General features: G+C 61.5%; 14 protein-coding genes. 8 read left to right on the forward strand and 6 right to left on the reverse strand.

Annotation, left to right across the window (positions count from 1 at the left end):
• The first annotated feature begins 10 nt into the window (after window positions 1-10).
• Window positions 11-1,459: a TrkH family potassium uptake protein gene (locus tag ASB58_RS16150; RefSeq protein ID WP_118131631.1), complete on the forward strand. Its 1,449-nt coding sequence runs from the start codon at window positions 11-13 to the stop codon at window positions 1,457-1,459.
• A gap of 16 nt (window positions 1,460-1,475) precedes the next feature.
• Here the strand turns inward: ASB58_RS16150 and ASB58_RS16155 are convergent, their stop codons facing one another.
• The 3 genes from ASB58_RS16155 to ASB58_RS16165 all read right to left on the reverse strand — a co-directional run bounded on the left by ASB58_RS16155 (window position 1,476) and on the right by ASB58_RS16165 (window position 3,400).
• A complete protein-coding gene (locus ASB58_RS16155; RefSeq protein WP_096004992.1) occupies window positions 1,476-1,745 on the reverse strand; it encodes a PilZ domain-containing protein in 270 nt (89 codons plus the stop codon).
• Window positions 1,746-1,874: 129 nt separating this feature from the next.
• Window positions 1,875-2,762: a lysophospholipid acyltransferase gene (locus ASB58_RS16160; protein WP_096004991.1), complete on the reverse strand. Its 888-nt coding sequence runs from the start codon at window positions 2,760-2,762 to the stop codon at window positions 1,875-1,877.
• Between the two features lie 68 nt (window positions 2,763-2,830).
• Complete coding sequence (locus ASB58_RS16165; RefSeq protein ID WP_096005020.1) at window positions 2,831-3,400, reverse strand: DNA-3-methyladenine glycosylase I; 570 nt, start codon at window positions 3,398-3,400, stop codon at window positions 2,831-2,833.
• A gap of 79 nt (window positions 3,401-3,479) precedes the next feature.
• On the opposite strand from ASB58_RS16165, the gene ASB58_RS16170 reads away from it, so the two are divergent.
• From ASB58_RS16170 to ASB58_RS16200, 7 genes are all read left to right on the forward strand, one after another.
• Complete coding sequence (locus ASB58_RS16170) at window positions 3,480-3,821, forward strand: FKBP-type peptidyl-prolyl cis-trans isomerase (protein ID WP_118131632.1); 342 nt, start codon at window positions 3,480-3,482, stop codon at window positions 3,819-3,821.
• A gap of 177 nt (window positions 3,822-3,998) precedes the next feature.
• Window positions 3,999-5,042, forward strand: coding sequence for a threonine ammonia-lyase, biosynthetic (gene ilvA, locus ASB58_RS16175; RefSeq protein WP_118131633.1), 1,044 nt, complete (start codon window positions 3,999-4,001; stop codon window positions 5,040-5,042).
• A 136-nt stretch (window positions 5,043-5,178) separates the two neighbouring features.
• The gene (gene glyQ / locus ASB58_RS16180) at window positions 5,179-6,126 is read left to right on the forward strand and encodes a glycine--tRNA ligase subunit alpha (protein ID WP_083728303.1); all 948 of its coding nucleotides are present in this window, start codon (window positions 5,179-5,181) and stop codon (window positions 6,124-6,126) included.
• On the forward strand, window positions 6,126-8,198 hold the full coding sequence (gene glyS, locus ASB58_RS16185) for a glycine--tRNA ligase subunit beta (RefSeq protein ID WP_118131634.1): 2,073 nt from the start codon (window positions 6,126-6,128) through the stop codon (window positions 8,196-8,198). Before glyQ ends, glyS begins: the two co-directional genes overlap by 1 nt.
• A gap of 77 nt (window positions 8,199-8,275) precedes the next feature.
• Window positions 8,276-8,809 carry a D-glycero-beta-D-manno-heptose 1,7-bisphosphate 7-phosphatase gene (gene gmhB / locus ASB58_RS16190; protein ID WP_096004986.1) on the forward strand — a complete coding sequence of 178 codons (534 nt, stop codon included), beginning with the start codon at window positions 8,276-8,278 and terminating at the stop codon, window positions 8,807-8,809.
• Between the two features lie 4 nt (window positions 8,810-8,813).
• Window positions 8,814-9,548, forward strand: a complete 735-nt coding sequence (locus ASB58_RS16195; RefSeq protein ID WP_118131635.1) for a lysophospholipid acyltransferase family protein — start codon at window positions 8,814-8,816, stop codon at window positions 9,546-9,548.
• Between the two features lie 60 nt (window positions 9,549-9,608).
• On the forward strand, window positions 9,609-10,796 hold the full coding sequence (locus tag ASB58_RS16200; RefSeq protein ID WP_096004984.1) for a PilT/PilU family type 4a pilus ATPase: 1,188 nt from the start codon (window positions 9,609-9,611) through the stop codon (window positions 10,794-10,796).
• A 114-nt stretch (window positions 10,797-10,910) separates the two neighbouring features.
• On the opposite strand, the gene gyrB is transcribed toward ASB58_RS16200, so the two are convergent.
• Genes gyrB through dnaN form a run of 3 tightly spaced genes read right to left on the reverse strand, consistent with a single transcriptional unit; the run spans window position 10,911 to window position 15,548 of the window.
• On the reverse strand, window positions 10,911-13,325 hold the full coding sequence (gyrB, locus tag ASB58_RS16205; protein WP_096004965.1) for a DNA topoisomerase (ATP-hydrolyzing) subunit B: 2,415 nt from the start codon (window positions 13,323-13,325) through the stop codon (window positions 10,911-10,913).
• A gap of 18 nt (window positions 13,326-13,343) precedes the next feature.
• Window positions 13,344-14,438, reverse strand: a complete 1,095-nt coding sequence (gene recF, locus ASB58_RS16210) for a DNA replication/repair protein RecF (RefSeq protein WP_096004964.1) — start codon at window positions 14,436-14,438, stop codon at window positions 13,344-13,346.
• Window positions 14,439-14,444: 6 nt separating this feature from the next.
• Window positions 14,445-15,548: a DNA polymerase III subunit beta gene (gene dnaN / locus ASB58_RS16215; RefSeq protein WP_118131636.1), complete on the reverse strand. Its 1,104-nt coding sequence runs from the start codon at window positions 15,546-15,548 to the stop codon at window positions 14,445-14,447.
• Window positions 15,549-15,563: the final 15 nt, after the last annotated feature.

A 15,563-nucleotide genomic window follows, 5' to 3' on the forward strand; every position in this document is an offset into this window, starting at 1 on the left:
GCGCCCCGGAATGCAGTATCCGCAGATACAGCGCATCATCGGCATCCTGCTGATGCTTTTCTCCACCAGCATGCTGCCGGCCGCAGCGGTTGGGCTGTACTACCACGAGGAGGCGATGAACGCCTTCCTCAGCGCCTTTGTCATCACCATGATCGCCGGTGCCTGCATCTGGCTGCCGGTGCGCGGACAGCGCGCGGAGCTGCGTACCCGTGACGGCTATCTGATTACCGTTTTGTTCTGGCTGGTTCTCGGCCTGTTCGGGGCCGTGCCGCTGTGGCTGCTGGATATGCCCGACCTGACCGTCGCCGATGCGGTGTTCGAGTCCTTCTCGGGGCTGACGACCACCGGCGCCACGGTGATTACCGGGCTGGATACGCTGCCGCGCGCACTGCTGTATTACCGCCAGCAGCTGCAGTGGTTTGGCGGCATGGGGATCATCGTGCTGGCGGTGGCCATTCTGCCGATGCTGGGCGTGGGCGGCATGCAGCTGTACCGCGCCGAGATGCCCGGCCCGCTGAAAGAGAACAAGCTGACCCCGCGTATTGCAGAAACCGCCAAGGTACTCTGGTACATCTACGCCGGCCTGACCGTGGCCTGTGCGCTGGCCTATTGGGCCGCCGGCATGGACCTGTTCAACGCCATCGGCCACAGTTTCTCGACCGTCGCCATCGGTGGCTTCTCGACCCACGACGCCAGCATCGGCTACTACAACAGCCCGCTGATCGAGGCGATCTGCATCCTGTTCATGCTGATCTCGGGCATCAACTTTGCGCTGCACTTTCTCGCCTGGCGCTTCCGCTCGCTGAAAAACTACTGGCAGGATCCGGAATGCCGGGCCTACGTGCTGGTGATTCTGGCGCTGTTCATCATCTGCTTTGCGGTGCTGGTGCACTATCAGCACCACGATGTCTGGACCTCCGTGCGCTATGCGGCCTTCGAAACCGTGTCCATCGCCACCACCACCGGCTTCGGCGTCACCGACTTCTCAACCTGGCCGACCCTGCTGCCGTACCTGTTGTTGTACGCCAGCTTCATCGGTGCGTGCGCCGGCTCTACCGGCGGCGGCATGAAGGTGATTCGCGTGCTGCTGCTGTACAAACAGGGTGAGCGGGAGATCAAGCGCTTGCTGCATCCGCGCGGAATCTTTCCGGTCAAGCTGGGCAACAGCCCGGTGCCGGATCGCGTGGTAGAAACCGTCTGGGGCTTCTGCGCGGTCTACGTGTTTACCTTCGCGATGCTGTTCCTGATCCTGCTGGGTACCGGTCTGGACTTTGTCACCGCCTTTTCGGCGCTGACCGCCTGCATCAACAACCTGGGCCCGGGTCTGGGCGAGGTGGCGGTGCACTACGGCAATCTGGATGGCGGGGTAAAGTGGGTGTTGAGCTTTGCCATGCTGCTCGGGCGTCTTGAAGTATTTACCCTGCTGGTGCTGCTGTCACCGATGTTCTGGCGGCGCTAGCGCGCCGACCGTCAGATCAGGCCTCGTCGATAAAGGCCAGACCAGCCCCTTCGCCGGCGATCACCCGCTGCACCTGCATGCGCAAAATCGGCGCCTCGAAGGGCATGCCCTGCACCTGCCCGGTGACCTCATCACCGGGCTGCAGCGTGGCGAGCACGGGATGCTCGACAAAAACACCACCGTCGGACAGGTCTCGTGTGTGACCAACCACGTCACCAAAACTCGGGTGGGCAATCTTGATCTGTGCCTTCATCGGCGTGCGCGGATGCTGTCGCTGGTTGGCCAATCCCTTTCCTCACTTCGCAAGATACGCCTGATGAGCACCAGTCATCGCGTATTACATCATCACCTTGGCGAACACTAACATAGCCCGTTGACGGTTTTGCAGCCACAGTGCAAGCGCGCGACTTACCGCTCAGTACCAGCGCTTTTCACCTTCGGGCCGCTTCTTGAAGCGCTTCATGCTCCACATGTACTGGCTCGGCCAGCGCCGCACGTAGCTCTCGATCACCGCACTCATGCAGGCCACGGCCTCGTACTCATCCTGGCTGTAGAGCCCGTCGGGCGCTGCCTCGAGAATGACCTTGAAACCGCTGTTGTCCGGCAGCCGCACACAGTGGAAGAACACCGCCTGGGCCTCGCCGCCCTTGAGCAGGTTGGGCACAAACTTGCTGGTCAGCGCCTGGGTGGCAAAGAAGGGCACGAACAGGCCGCTCTTGAGCGCTGGCTCCGGGTCGGCCGGAATACCCACGGCACCGCCGCGGCGCACTTCACGCATGACGCTGATGATGCCTTCGCGGGTAGACGCCGCTACCTTGTTGCCCAGCTGGGTACGCTGGCGCTGCAGCAGCTCATCCACCGCTTTCTGCTTGGGCGGACGATAGAAGATGATCGGTTTGGCGCGCAGGCAGTACCAGTGATTCAGCACCTCCCAGTTGCCCAGGTGGCTGGTGATGCCCACCACGCCCTTGCCGGCCTCAAGCGCCTTGACCAGGACCTCTTCGCCTTCCACTTCCTTGATTAGGCTGACGGTCTTCTGCGGCGACCACATCCAGGCGCAGGCACTCTCGGCAAAGCTGCGCCCGGTATCGATCAGGGTACGACGCACCAGATCGTTCAGCTCAGCCTCGGTCAGCTCCGGCATGCAGTGAGTGAGGTTGATACGCACCACGTCACGCGAGCGGTTGGGCAGCTTCCACATCAACCAGCCAACCAGCGCACCCAACCGCTGTGCCACGCTGAACGGCAGCATGGAAAACAGCTTGAGAAATCCAACGATGATGGCGCCTTTCAACCGCTCCACGGTAATGCTCCGAACAAGAAATCAGCCGCCATTGTAAGCCGCTCGGGCGGGCAGGGCGAGAACCCGGCTCAGCCGACAGCCAGGGCCGGGTAGCGGTGGCAATCGGTGGTGTGATCCATTGCCATGCCGGTGGCCTGCATGAAGGCGTAGCAGATGGTCGGGCCAACGAAGGTAAAATCGGCTTTCTGCAATGCCTTGCTCATCGCCCTGGCCTGGTCCGTCTGTGCCGGAATCTCGCCCAGGGTTGCGGCGTGGCGAATCAGCGGCTGGCCGCCGACAAACTGCCAGAGCCACTCGACCGGGTCATGCTCGGCGCACAAACGCTGCCAGGCACGGGCGTTGCGCCGCGCACCATAGACCTTGAGGCGGTTGCGAATGATGCCCGGGTCCTGCAACAACGCCTGCAACTCGTCGTCCGTCTGATTGGCCATAAAGTCGATATCAAAGCCTCGGTACACCTGACGGTAGTGCTCACGCTTGCGCAGCACGGTGATCCACGACAGGCCCGCCTGAAAGCCTTCCAGCATCAACATCTCGAACAGGCTGTCAGCATCGCGGCAGGGCACTCCCCACTCCTCGTCGTGATAGCGCTGATAAAGCGGGTCATCACTGCACCAACTGCAGCGCACCGGGTCCATCGGGTTCATGCCTTTGCTCCAACCTGAGAGTTATACTCGCCACCTGAGCGCCATCTTACATCGGCCCACGGAGAACCACATGAGCGACCAGTTGCAAATCATCGACCTGAGCGTGGGCGAGGGCAAGGAGTGCGTCAAAGGCGCGCTGATTACGACCCACTACACCGGCACCCTGGAAGACCGCACCGTATTTGACTCCTCACACCAGCGTGGCCGCCCGTTCCAGTGCGTCATCGGCACCGGCCGGGTCATCAAGGGCTGGGATCAGGGCCTGATGGGCATGCGCGTCGGCGGCCGTCGCCAACTGTTTGTACCGGCAGCGCTGGCCTACGGCGAACGCAGCGTCGGCGAGCACATCAAACCCGGCAGCAATTTGTGTTTCGAGATCGAATTGCTGGAAGTGCTGACCCGCGACGATTGACGCCCAGCACGCCCACGCGCTAGATTCGACCCTATGACCGACGCACGCCTGTTCAACGCCGCCATGATTATTACCGCCATTCCAGCAACGGCGGGCTAGCTTGCGTCCAGACCCCACCCGCCTCCGAGGCGGGTAATCAGCACTGTCTCCGAGGTTTCAACCGCATCAGGAGACAGCATGAACACCGCCACAGCCACCCCCACTTCCGACACCGACCTCAGCGAGGACGACGGCACGGCGCAGCTACGCGCGCTGGTCGGCAGCATCCTCTCGGCCCCGGTCTACGACGTTGCGCTTGAAACCCCGCTGCAATTTGCCCCGCGCCTGTCAGCCAACCTGAACAATCAGGTGTTGCTCAAGCGCGAAGACCTGCAGCCGGTGTTCTCGTTCAAGATCCGCGGCGCCTATACCCGGGTTGCGCGTCTTACCCCAAGCGAGCGCGCACGCGGCGTCATCACCGCCTCTGCCGGCAACCACGCCCAGGGCCTGGCGCTGGCTGCCCAGCGACTCGGCGCGCGCGCCCTGATCGTCATGCCCACCACCACCCCCCGGCTCAAGGTAGAGGGGGTTTGCGCCCGCGGCGCGACCGCACTGCTGCACGGTGAGAGCTTTGCCGAGGCGCTGGCCCACGCCCTGCAACTGGCCGAACAGCAGGGCTATACCTTTGTCCCGCCCTTTGACGACCCCGATGTGATCGCTGGCCAGGGCACAGTCGCCGTGGAGCTGCTGCGCCAGTACCAGAGCCCACTGCACGCGGTATTCGTGCCGGTTGGCGGCGGCGGGCTGATTGCCGGGGTGGCGGCCTACATCAAGTACCTGCGCCCGGAGGTACGGGTGATCGGTGTCGAGTCGAAGGAGTCTGCCTGCCTGCAGGCCGCGCTGGCGGCCAATGCGCGCGTGGTGCTGCCCCAGGTTGGTCGCTTTGCCGATGGCGTCGCCGTCGCGCAGATCGGCGCGCTGAACTTCGAGTACTGCCGGCGCTATGTCGATGAGGTAATCACGGTCAGCAACGATGAGATCTGCAGCGCCGTGCGCGCCATCTACGACGACACCCGCTCCATCACCGAACCCTCCGGTGCACTGGCGGTGGCCGGGCTACGCCAGTACGTGCGCCGGGAGGGCATCCAGGGCGATACCCTGATCGCCATCAACTCCGGCGCCAATATCGATTTCGACCGTCTTGGGCAGGTCATCGAACGTTCGGCCGTGGCGCACCCATGAGCACGCAAAGCGATAGGCAAGGGTCGCCGCATTCTGCGGCGCAGACCAGTAAATACGCCGCTTTCCTGTATGTCGCAGGCGTTCTGACTGTATACTTCGGCCTTTCTCAATTTCACAGCCCGACCTGGTGAAACACGTGACTCAGACCAATCCAGCCGTCCACACCTTTCAAGGACTGATCCTTGCCCTGCAAAGCTACTGGGCAGAGCGGGGTTGTGTGGTTTTGCAGCCCTACGACATGGAAATGGGTGCCGGCACCTTCCACACAGCTACCTTCCTGCGCGCCATTGGCCCGGAAACCTGGAACGCCGCCTACGTACAACCCAGCCGCCGCCCCGCTGACGGCCGCTACGGCGAGAACCCGAACCGCCTGCAGCATTACTACCAGTTCCAGGTGGTGCTCAAGCCGAACCCGGACAACATCCAGGAGCTGTATCTGGATTCACTGCGCCACATCGGCATCGACCCGCTGGTGCATGACATCCGCTTCGTTGAAGACAACTGGGAATCGCCAACCCTAGGCGCCTGGGGTCTGGGCTGGGAAGTCTGGCTCAACGGCATGGAAGTGACCCAGTTCACCTACTTCCAGCAGGTCGGTGGCGTCGAGTGCTATCCGGTCACCGGCGAGATCACCTACGGCCTGGAGCGTCTGGCGATGTACCTGCAGGGCGTCGATTCGGTCTACGACCTGGTCTACTCCGACGGCCCGTTCGGCAAGGTCAGCTACGGCGACGTGTTCCACCAGAACGAGGTGGAGCAGTCGACCTACAACTTCGAGCACGCCAACGTCGACAAGCTGTTCGAACTGTTCGATTTCTACGAAGGTGAAGCCAACCGCTTGATGGAGCTGGAGCTGCCACTGCCAGCCTATGAAATGGTTATCAAGGCATCGCACACCTTCAACTTGCTGGACGCCCGCCGCGCCATCTCGGTAACCGAGCGTCAGCGTTACATTCTCCGTGTTCGCACCCTGTCCCGCGCGATTGCCCAGAGCTACCTGCTGGCCCGCGCCCGCCTCGGCTTCCCGATGGCCACCCCCGAATTGCGTGACGAAGTACTGGCCAAGCTGAAGGAGGCCGAATAATGCAGGCGCAGGATTTTCTCGTTGAACTGGGCACCGAAGAGCTGCCTCCCAAGGCCCTGAAGAAACTGGCCGAAGCCTTTCTGGCCGGGGTTGAAGGCGGCCTGAAAGACGCTGGCCTGGACTACAGCAAGGCTCGCTACTACGCCGCGCCGCGCCGCCTGGCCGTGTTGGTCGAGGCGCTGGCAACCCAGCAGCCCGATCGCACCAGCCAGCTTGATGGCCCGCCGCTGCAGGCCGCGTTCGATGCCGACGGCAAGCCGACCAAGGCCGCCGAGGGCTTTGCCCGCAAGTGTGGTGTCAGCCTGGCCGAGATCGACCAGAGCGGCCCGAAGCTGCGCTTCGTGCAGAACATCCCGGGCCAGCCGGCCACCGACCTGCTGCCGGGCATCGTCGACGCCGCACTGGCCGCGCTGCCGATTCCCAAGCGCATGCGCTGGGGTGCCCGCAAGACCGAATTCGTCCGTCCGACCCAGTGGCTGGTGATGCTGCTCGGCGAGCAGGTCGTGCCCTGCGAGATTCTCTCCCAGCAGGCCGGTAACCTGTCCCGTGGCCACCGCTTCCATCATCCGGATCAGGTCACCATCGCCAGTCCGGCGGCCTACGCGCAAACCCTGCGCAGCGCACACGTGATCGCCGACTTCGCCGAGCGCCGCGAGATCATCAAGAACCGCGTCGACACGCTGGCGGCCGAGCAGCAGGGTACGGCCATCGTGCCGGCCGATCTGCTGGACGAAGTGACCGCGCTGGTCGAGTGGCCGGTACCGCTGGTCTGCAGCTTCGAAGAACGCTTCCTCGACGTACCGCAGGAAGCGCTGATCTCGACCATGCAGGACAACCAGAAATACTTCTGCCTGCTGGATGCGAGCGGCAAGCTGCTGCCGCGCTTTATCACGGTCTCCAACCTGGAGAGCAAAGACCCGACACAGATCATCGAGGGCAACGAGAAAGTCGTACGCCCGCGCCTGACCGACGCCGAGTTCTTCTTCAAGCAGGATCAGAAACATCCCCTGGAGACGCGCAACGAGCGCTTGGCCAATGTGGTGTTCCAGGCTGAACTGGGCAGTGTCTTCGAGAAAGCACAGCGCGTATCCGATCTGGCCCGCCTGATCGCCAACCAGCTGGGTGGTGACGCCGAGCGCGCCGCCCGCGCCGGCCTGCTGTCCAAGTGCGACCTGGCGACCGAGATGGTCGGCGAGTTCCCCGAGCTGCAGGGGATTGCCGGTTACTACTACGCCAAGCACGACGGCGAGGCCGATGACGTTGCCCTGGCCCTGAACGAGCAGTACATGCCACGTGGCGCCGGTGCCGAACTGCCAAGCACCCTGACCGGTGCCGCCGTCGCGCTGGCCGACAAGATCGACACGCTGGTCGGCATCTTCGGTATCGGCATGCTGCCGACCGGCTCCAAGGACCCGTATGCCCTGCGCCGTGCGGCCTTGGGTGTGCTGCGTATCCTGATCGAGAAACAGCTGGATCTGGACCTGGTCGGCACAGTGGCCTGGTCCAGGCAGGAGTATTTGAGCAAGTCGGGCGTTTCGCTGAAGGACGGTGACACCAGCTTGGTCGATCTGGTGAAGGACTTTATCTTCGATCGCCTCCGCGCCCGCTACGAGGACGAAGGCATCGACGTCGCCGTATACCAGTCCGTCCGCGCCGTCAGCCCGACCTCGCCGCTGGACTTTGATCAGCGTGTGCAGGCGGTACAGGCCTTCCGTCGTCTGCCCGAGGCCGACACCCTGGCTGCGGCCAACAAGCGGGTGTCCAATATCCTGTCCAAGGCCGACGGCGTGGTGGGTACCCAGATCAACGCCGCCCTGCTGAGCGAGAGCGCAGAGAAAGCCCTGGCGGCCGCCGTAGAAGCCGCAGAGCAGGCTGTCGCGCCGCTGACCTCGCAACGTCAATACCAACCCACTCTGGAACGACTGGCCGCCCTGCGTGAGCCGGTAGATGCGTTCTTCGAGCAGGTACTGGTCAACGCCGACGATGCCGCCGTGAAAGCCAACCGCTACGCGCTGCTGGCGCGCCTGCGCGGCCTGTTCCTGGGTGTAGCGGATATTTCGCTGTTGGGTTAAAAGCAGCCGCAAGCTACAAGCTGTAAGCGGCAAGCCGTCCGCGTTGACTTGTAGCTTGCCGCTTGGAGCTTGCCGCTGTGAAGCTGATTATTCTCGACCGCGACGGGGTCATCAATTACGACTCCGACGCCTATATCAAATCGCTGGAAGAATGGATTCCGCTACCGGGCTCCATCACCGCCATCGCGCGGCTGAGCAAGGCGGGCTGGACGGTCGCTGTCGCGACCAACCAATCCGGCGTGGGCCGCGGCTACTACAGCGAAGCCACCCTGCAAAGCATGCATGACCGCCTTTGCCAGCTGGTGGCGGAGCAGGGCGGCCAGGTGGACCTCATCCGGTACTGTCCGCACACACCAGAGGCCGGCTGCGACTGCCGCAAGCCGCTGCCGGGCCTGTTCATTCAGATCGCCGAGCATTTCCATCAGTCGCTGAACGGCGTGCCTACCGTGGGCGACAGCCCGCGTGACCTGGAGGCCGGCGCTGCCGTCGGTTGTACACCCTACTTGGTGCGCACCGGCAAGGGCGCTCGCAGCGAGCACAAGACGCTGCCCACCGGCACGCAGGTCTTCGATGACCTGGCGGCCGTTGTCGATCATCTTCTGGAAACCTGAACCCATGTCCCTGCTGATGTCCCTACGCGTCGCCCTGTTCTATCTGCTGCTGTCGACCAGCGCCGCGATCTGGTGCCTGCTGATCATCCCGGTTGCACCCTTTCTCAATGTCCGCTGGCGGGTCAAGGTGATCATCGAGTGGTGGACCGGCGTAGCCGTCTGGCTGACCCGCCACATCGTCGGTATCCACTATGAGGTCAGCGGGCAGGAAAACATTCCCGATCAGCCCGGCGTCATTCTGGCCAATCACCAGAGCACCTGGGAAACCTTTTTCCTGCCTCGTCTGTTCCGCCCGCAAACCCAGCTGATCAAGCGTGAGCTGCTGCTGGTGCCGTTCTTTGGCTGGGCCTTCGCGCTGGCCAAACCCATCGCCATCGACCGCAGCAAGGCTCGGGATTCACTGCAACAGCTGACCCGCATCGGCGGCGAGCGGCTGAAAGACGGCATGTGGATTCTGGTCTTCCCCGAGGGGACCCGTAACCTGCCCGGCCAGCCGGTCAAATTCTCCCGTGGTGGCGCGGCGCTGGCCTGCGCCAATGGTGCCCCGATTATTCCGCTGGCGCACAATGCCGGCGAATTCTGGCCCCGTCACGGCTGGGGCAAGAAGCCCGGCACCATCAAGGTCATGATTGGCCCGGCGATCTATCCGGCCGGCGCCGACCCGCGCTCTATCGTGGCCGCCAACAAGCAGGCCGAAGCCTGGATCAACAGCCAACTGCAGAGCCTGCGCGACGCCTGAGTGCGCTCTGGTCCATAATGGGGGTTCGCCCTACAACTACTGTCTGCTTGGTGTCTTGATATGGATATTAATCGCTATCTCAAAGCCCTGGTCGAGAAGGAAGGATCAGACCTGTTTTTCAGCGTTGGCGCCCCCGTCACTCTCAAGCGCGAGGGGGACTTTTTTGCCTTCGGCAACCAGCCACTCGCCTCCGGTGCCGTCAAGGAACTCGCCTGGCAGGTGATGAGCGAGAAGCAGATCGAAGAGTTTGAGCGCGAGCAGGAAATGAACCTCGCGGTCGGCCTGCCCAACTGCGGGCGTTTCCGTATCAACGTCTACTACCAGCGCGGCGAAGTCGGCATGGTGGTTCGCCACATTAGCCATCAGATCCCGGCATTCGCCGAACTGGGCTTGCCGGCGCAGCTGGAGAAGCTGGCCCTCAAGGACCGCGGGCTGATCCTGGTGGTCGGTGCCACCGGCTCCGGTAAATCCACTACGCTTGCGGCGATGCTCGATTACCGCAACACCAACCGCGCCGGGCATATCGTCTGTATCGAAGATCCCATCGAGTTTCTGCACAAGCACAAAAAGTCCATCGTCGATCAGCGTGAGGTCGGCCTGGACACCCAGAGCTTTGCCCATGCCTTGCGTAACGTGCTGCGCGAATCGCCGGATGTGATCATGATCGGCGAGGTCCGCGACAAGGCGACCATGCAGCACGCACTGCACTACAGCGAAACGGGTCACCTGGTGGTCGCCACCCTGCACGCCACCAACAGCGTTCAGGCGATCGAGCGCATCGTCAATCTGTTCCCGGAAGGCGAGCGCAAACAAACCCTCGGTGATATCTCAATGAACCTGGCCGGCATCGTTGCCCAGCGGCTGGTTCCGGGCGTAGAGAAGAAGCGGGTCGCCGCCGTCGAGGTGTTGCTGCGTACGCCGTACATACGCAACCTGATCGCCCGTGATGAACTGCACGAGATCAAGGATTCGATGAACCGTGGTCAGGAGCCCGGCCTGCAGAGCTTTGATCAGCACCTGTACGAGCTGGTCGGCAAGGGCAGCATCACGCTGGATATGGCGCTGCGCTACGCCGACTCGGCGACCGACCTGAAGCTCAAGGCCAAGTTCAGCGATACCCGCAGCGAGTCGCCGCTGAGCATGCCCGAGCAGAAGCCTGAGGCTTCCCCGCAGCAGGAAACGGAGCTCACCTTCAAGTCGTCCGGCAACAGCTTCTCCGATTCGGATCTGACCGACGATTTTCGCTAGCTCCCGGCTTGCCTGCGGGCCTGAGGCAGGGGCAGGGCAGCAGGCAGCGAGCATTAAAAAACCCCTTTAACCATACAGTTAAAGGGGTTTTTACCATGCAACTTGCGAGCGCCGTTAGACGTCCAGGTTAGACACGGCCAGCGCGTTGGTTTCGATGAACTCGCGACGCGGTTCAACGTGATCGCCCATCAGGGTATTGAAGATCTGATCCGCCGCGATGGCATCTTCAATGTTGACCCGCAGCATGCGACGGCTTTCCGGATCCATGGTGGTTTCCCACAGCTGGTCCGGGTTCATCTCACCCAGCCCTTTGTAGCGCTGAATGTAATGACGACGCGCGGTCTCGTTCATCATCCATTCGAGCGCTTCCTTGAAGGTGCTGATCGGCTTCTTCTTCTCGCCGCGCTGCATGTACGCACCCGGCTCCAGCAGGCTTTGCAGGGTTTCCCCCAACTCGGCCATGGAGCGGTAGTCGTTACTCGCAAACAGATCGCGGTTGAAGGTGATGTAGCTGGACAGACCGTGAGTGATGGATTCCACTTCGGGCAGCCACAGGTGGCGTTCGGTATCCTCGCGCAGGCTGACGTTGTACTGCTGGCCCGAGCGCTCGGTCGCCGCTACACGGGTAGCCAGGCCTTTGATCCACTCGTCCATGAACGCCTTGTCGCCAAGGTTCTCGACGGTCAGACGCGGCAGGTAAACGAAGTGCTCCATCAGCTCCTGCGGATACAGACGGGCCAGACGCTTGAGGGTACGCATGACCGCGCGGAACTGCTGCACGATACGCTCCAGCGCCTCACCGGTGATGCCCGGCGCGTCTTCGTTGACGTACAGGTAGGAGTCTTCGAGGGCGGACTGGGTCAGGTACTCTTCCAGCGCCTCATCGTCCTTCAGATACTGTTCTTGCTTGCCTTTCTTGATCTTGTACAGCGGCGGCTGCGCTATGTACACGTAGCCGTTCTCGATCAGCTCCGGCATCTGGCGGAAGAAGAAGGTCAGCAGCAGGGTACGAATGTGCGAGCCGTCGACGTCCGCATCGGTCATGATGATGATGTTGTGGTAACGCAGCTTTTCGATATTGAATTCTTCGCGACCGATGCCGCAACCCAGCGCCGTGATCAGCGTACCGACCTCGGCGGAGGAGAGCATCTTGTCAAAGCGTGCTTTCTCGACGTTGAGGATCTTGCCCTTCAACGGCAGGATCGCCTGGGTACGACGATTGCGGCCCTGTTTCGCAGAGCCGCCGGCGGAGTCACCCTCCACAATGTACAGTTCGGACAACGCCGGATCTTTTTCCTGGCAGTCCGCCAGTTTGCCCGGCAGACCGGCGATATCCAGTGCACCCTTGCGGCGAGTCATCTCGCGCGCCTTGCGGGCCGCTTCACGGGCACGGGCAGCATCGATCATCTTGCCGACAACGGCCTTGGCTTCGCTGGGCTTCTCTAGCAGATAGTCGCCGAAGAACTTGTTCATTTCCTGTTCCACCGCCGTCTTCACCTCGGACGACACCAGCTTGTCCTTGGTTTGGGAGGAGAACTTGGGGTCCGGTACCTTGACCGAAATGATCGCAGTCAGACCTTCCCGGGCATCGTCGCCGGAGGTGTTGACCTTGAGCTTTTTCAGCAGACCTTCCTGCTCAATGTAGGCGTTCAGGCTGCGGGTGAGGGCGCTACGGAAACCCGCGAGGTGGGTACCGCCGTCGCGCTGAGGAATATTGTTGGTGAAGCAGAGAATGCTTTCGTTAAAGCTGTCGTTCCACTGCATCGCCACTTCCACGCCAATGCCGTCTTCGCGCTGCAGGTTGAAGTGGAACACCGAGTTGATGCTGCTCTTGTTCTGATTCAGGTAGTCGACAAAAGCACGCAGGCCGCCTTCATAGCGGAATAGCTCATGCTTGCCGGTGCGCTCATCCCTCAGGTTGATACCCACACCCGAGTTAAGGAAGGACAGCTCGCGCAGGCGTTTGGCAAGGATATCCCAGCTAAAGCTGATGCTGCTGAAGGTCTCGGCGGAGGGCTTGAAGTGGATCTGCGTGCCGGTGCTATCGGTGTCGCCGACTTCAGCCAGTGGAGCCTGTGGCACGCCGTGTACATAGGTCTGTTCCCAGACTTTACCGTGACGGCGAATGGTTAGGATCAGCTTTTCAGACAGGGCATTCACAACGGACACCCCCACCCCGTGCAGACCGCCGGACACCTTGTAGCTGTTGTCGTCGAATTTGCCGCCTGCGTGCAGGACGGTCATGATCACCTCGGCCGCCGATACGCCTTCCTCGTGCGCATCAACCGGGATGCCCCGGCCGTTGTCTCGCACGCTGACGGACTCATCGGTGTGGATGGTGATGTCGATATCGCTACAGTATCCCGCCAGGGCTTCGTCGATAGAGTTGTCGACGACTTCGAAGACCATGTGGTGGAGGCCAGTGCCATCATCCGTGTCGCCGATGTACATACCGGGGCGCTTGCGCACTGCATCTAGGCCCTTGAGTACCTTAATGCTCGACGAATCATAGGCTTTGTTATCGGTCATCTTGAGTCACTCCAGACTTCATTCGGTCTGCACAATGTGCCCATGTTCCACGTGGAACATGGATAAAGGTGTATCCGGCTGCCAGCAATTGCTCAGCGAGTCGGCATCTACGCAGGTAATAAATACCTGACACTCCAGCGATTCGAGCAGGCGACACAGCGCCTGCCGATGCGCGCTATCGAGTTCAGAGGGCAAGTCGTCCACCAGGAAAACACAGTCCTGCTGACGATCCAGCTGCCGCAGCAAGCGCCCTTGGGCGATCTTGAGCGCGCATACCACCAGCTTCTGCTGGCCTCTGGACAGCACCTCAGCGGCATTCAAGCCCCGAAGCCGCAACCTCAGGTCGCCCCGTTGTGGGCCGGCCTGGGTATGCCCGAGGGCGCAATCGCGCGCGAACTGGCTGTCCAGCACCTCGGCCAAACTTCGCTCCTTATCCCAACCTCTGAAGTAACTGAGGGTAAGACCGTCCAGTGAAACCAGCTCGGCAAGCGTCTGCTCGAAGATCGGTTTCAGCTGCTGCAGATAAGCCTGTCTGAAGCCGTCTATCTGCTCGCCAGCGGCGACAATCTCGGCCTCCCAGGGGGCGAGGAGCGAACGTTCGATTCTACCACGTCGAAGCAGTGAATTCCGTTGTTTGAGACTCTTTTGCAGCCGCTGCCAGGCTGGTAGGAAACGATGTTCCACGTGGAACACGCCCCAGTCCAGGTACTGGCGGCGCTGCTTGGGCGCCCCTTCGAGCAACCGAAAGCTATCCGGATTGATCAACTGCAGCGGCAACAACTCGGCGAGCTGAGCCGTACTACGTGCGCTCTGCCCATTGATACGAATTTCGTAATCCGCCTGGCGGTTACGTGAAATCCCCAAACGCGACGCGACACCCTGCACTGATTGCAACTCGGCAAACACGGTGCAGCTGTCTTGGTCGTACTGAATAACGGGTTGCAGTCGAGTGCTTCGGAAGGAGCGCGCGAGGCCAAGAATGTGAACGGCCTCCAGCAAACTGGTTTTGCCACTGCCGTTGGCGCCGGAAACGAGGTTGATACGCGGAGAGGGGAGCAGGGTCACCGGGTGCAGATTGCGCACCGCGGTGACCGCAAGACGAGTCAGGGGCATGCGCGATTAGAGGCGCATGGGCATAACGACGTAAAGACTTTCATCGGATTCAGCTTCCTGAACCAGTGCACTGCTGTTGGCATCGGACAGTACCAGCTTGGCCTGTTCGTGACCCAGCACATTCATCACGTCGAGGAGGTAACTGACGTTGAAGCCGATCTCCAGGCCCGCGCCGTTGTAGTCGACCATTACTTCTTCTTCGGCCTCTTCCTGCTCCGGGTTATTCGCCTGGATCTTCAGCTGACCGGATTCCAGAGTGAGACGAATACCGCGGTATTTCTCATTCGACAGAATGGCTGTACGGCTGAAAGCGTCACGCAGGGTCTGGCGATCGGCGATAACGATCTTGTCACCACCCCGCGGCAGCACACGTTCGTAATCCGGGAACTTGCCGTCCACCAGTTTGGAGGTGAAGGTGAAGTCACCGGTGGTCGCGCGAATGTGGTGGCTACCCAGCATAACGTTGACGGTGTCGTCGGCTTCGCCGAGCAGCCGGGCCAGCTCGAGGATGCCCTTACGCGGCACAATCAGCTGATAGCGTTCTTGGTAATCGATATTGGCATCGACGGTACACATCGCCATACGGTGACCGTCAGTGGCTACCGCACGCAGCTGCCCTTTGTTGATTTCCAGCAAGAGGCCGTTGAGGTAGTAACGAACATCCTGCTGCGCCATGGCGAAACTGGTACGGTCGATCAAGCGACGTAGTTTGTTCTGCGTAATGGCGAAACTCATGGCGCCCGGCCCGTCTTCGACGTTGGGGAAGTCTGTCGCAGGCAGAGTGGCCAGAGTAAAGCGACTGCGGCCAGCCTTGATCAGCGCCTTGCCTTCTTCCACCTTGAGAGTGATGGCAGTTTCATCTGGCAGCGATTTGCAGATGTCCATCAGCTTGCGCGCAGGTACGGTGATCTCGCCGGCTTCGCTGCCTTCTTCCAGGGGAATGCGACCAACCAGTTCGACTTCCAGATCGGTACCGGTGAGCGACAGGGTATTGCCGTCAACAACAAGCAGTACGTTGGACAGAACCGGAAGGGTCTGGCGGCGTTCCACAACACCCGCAACCAGTTGCAGGGGCTTCAACAGAGCTTCGCGCTGAATGGTGAATTGCATTGTCTTCCTTCGACC

The organism is Pseudomonas abyssi, from assembly GCF_003444685.1.
In the GTDB taxonomy this organism is placed as follows: domain Bacteria; phylum Pseudomonadota; class Gammaproteobacteria; order Pseudomonadales; family Pseudomonadaceae; genus Halopseudomonas; species Halopseudomonas abyssi.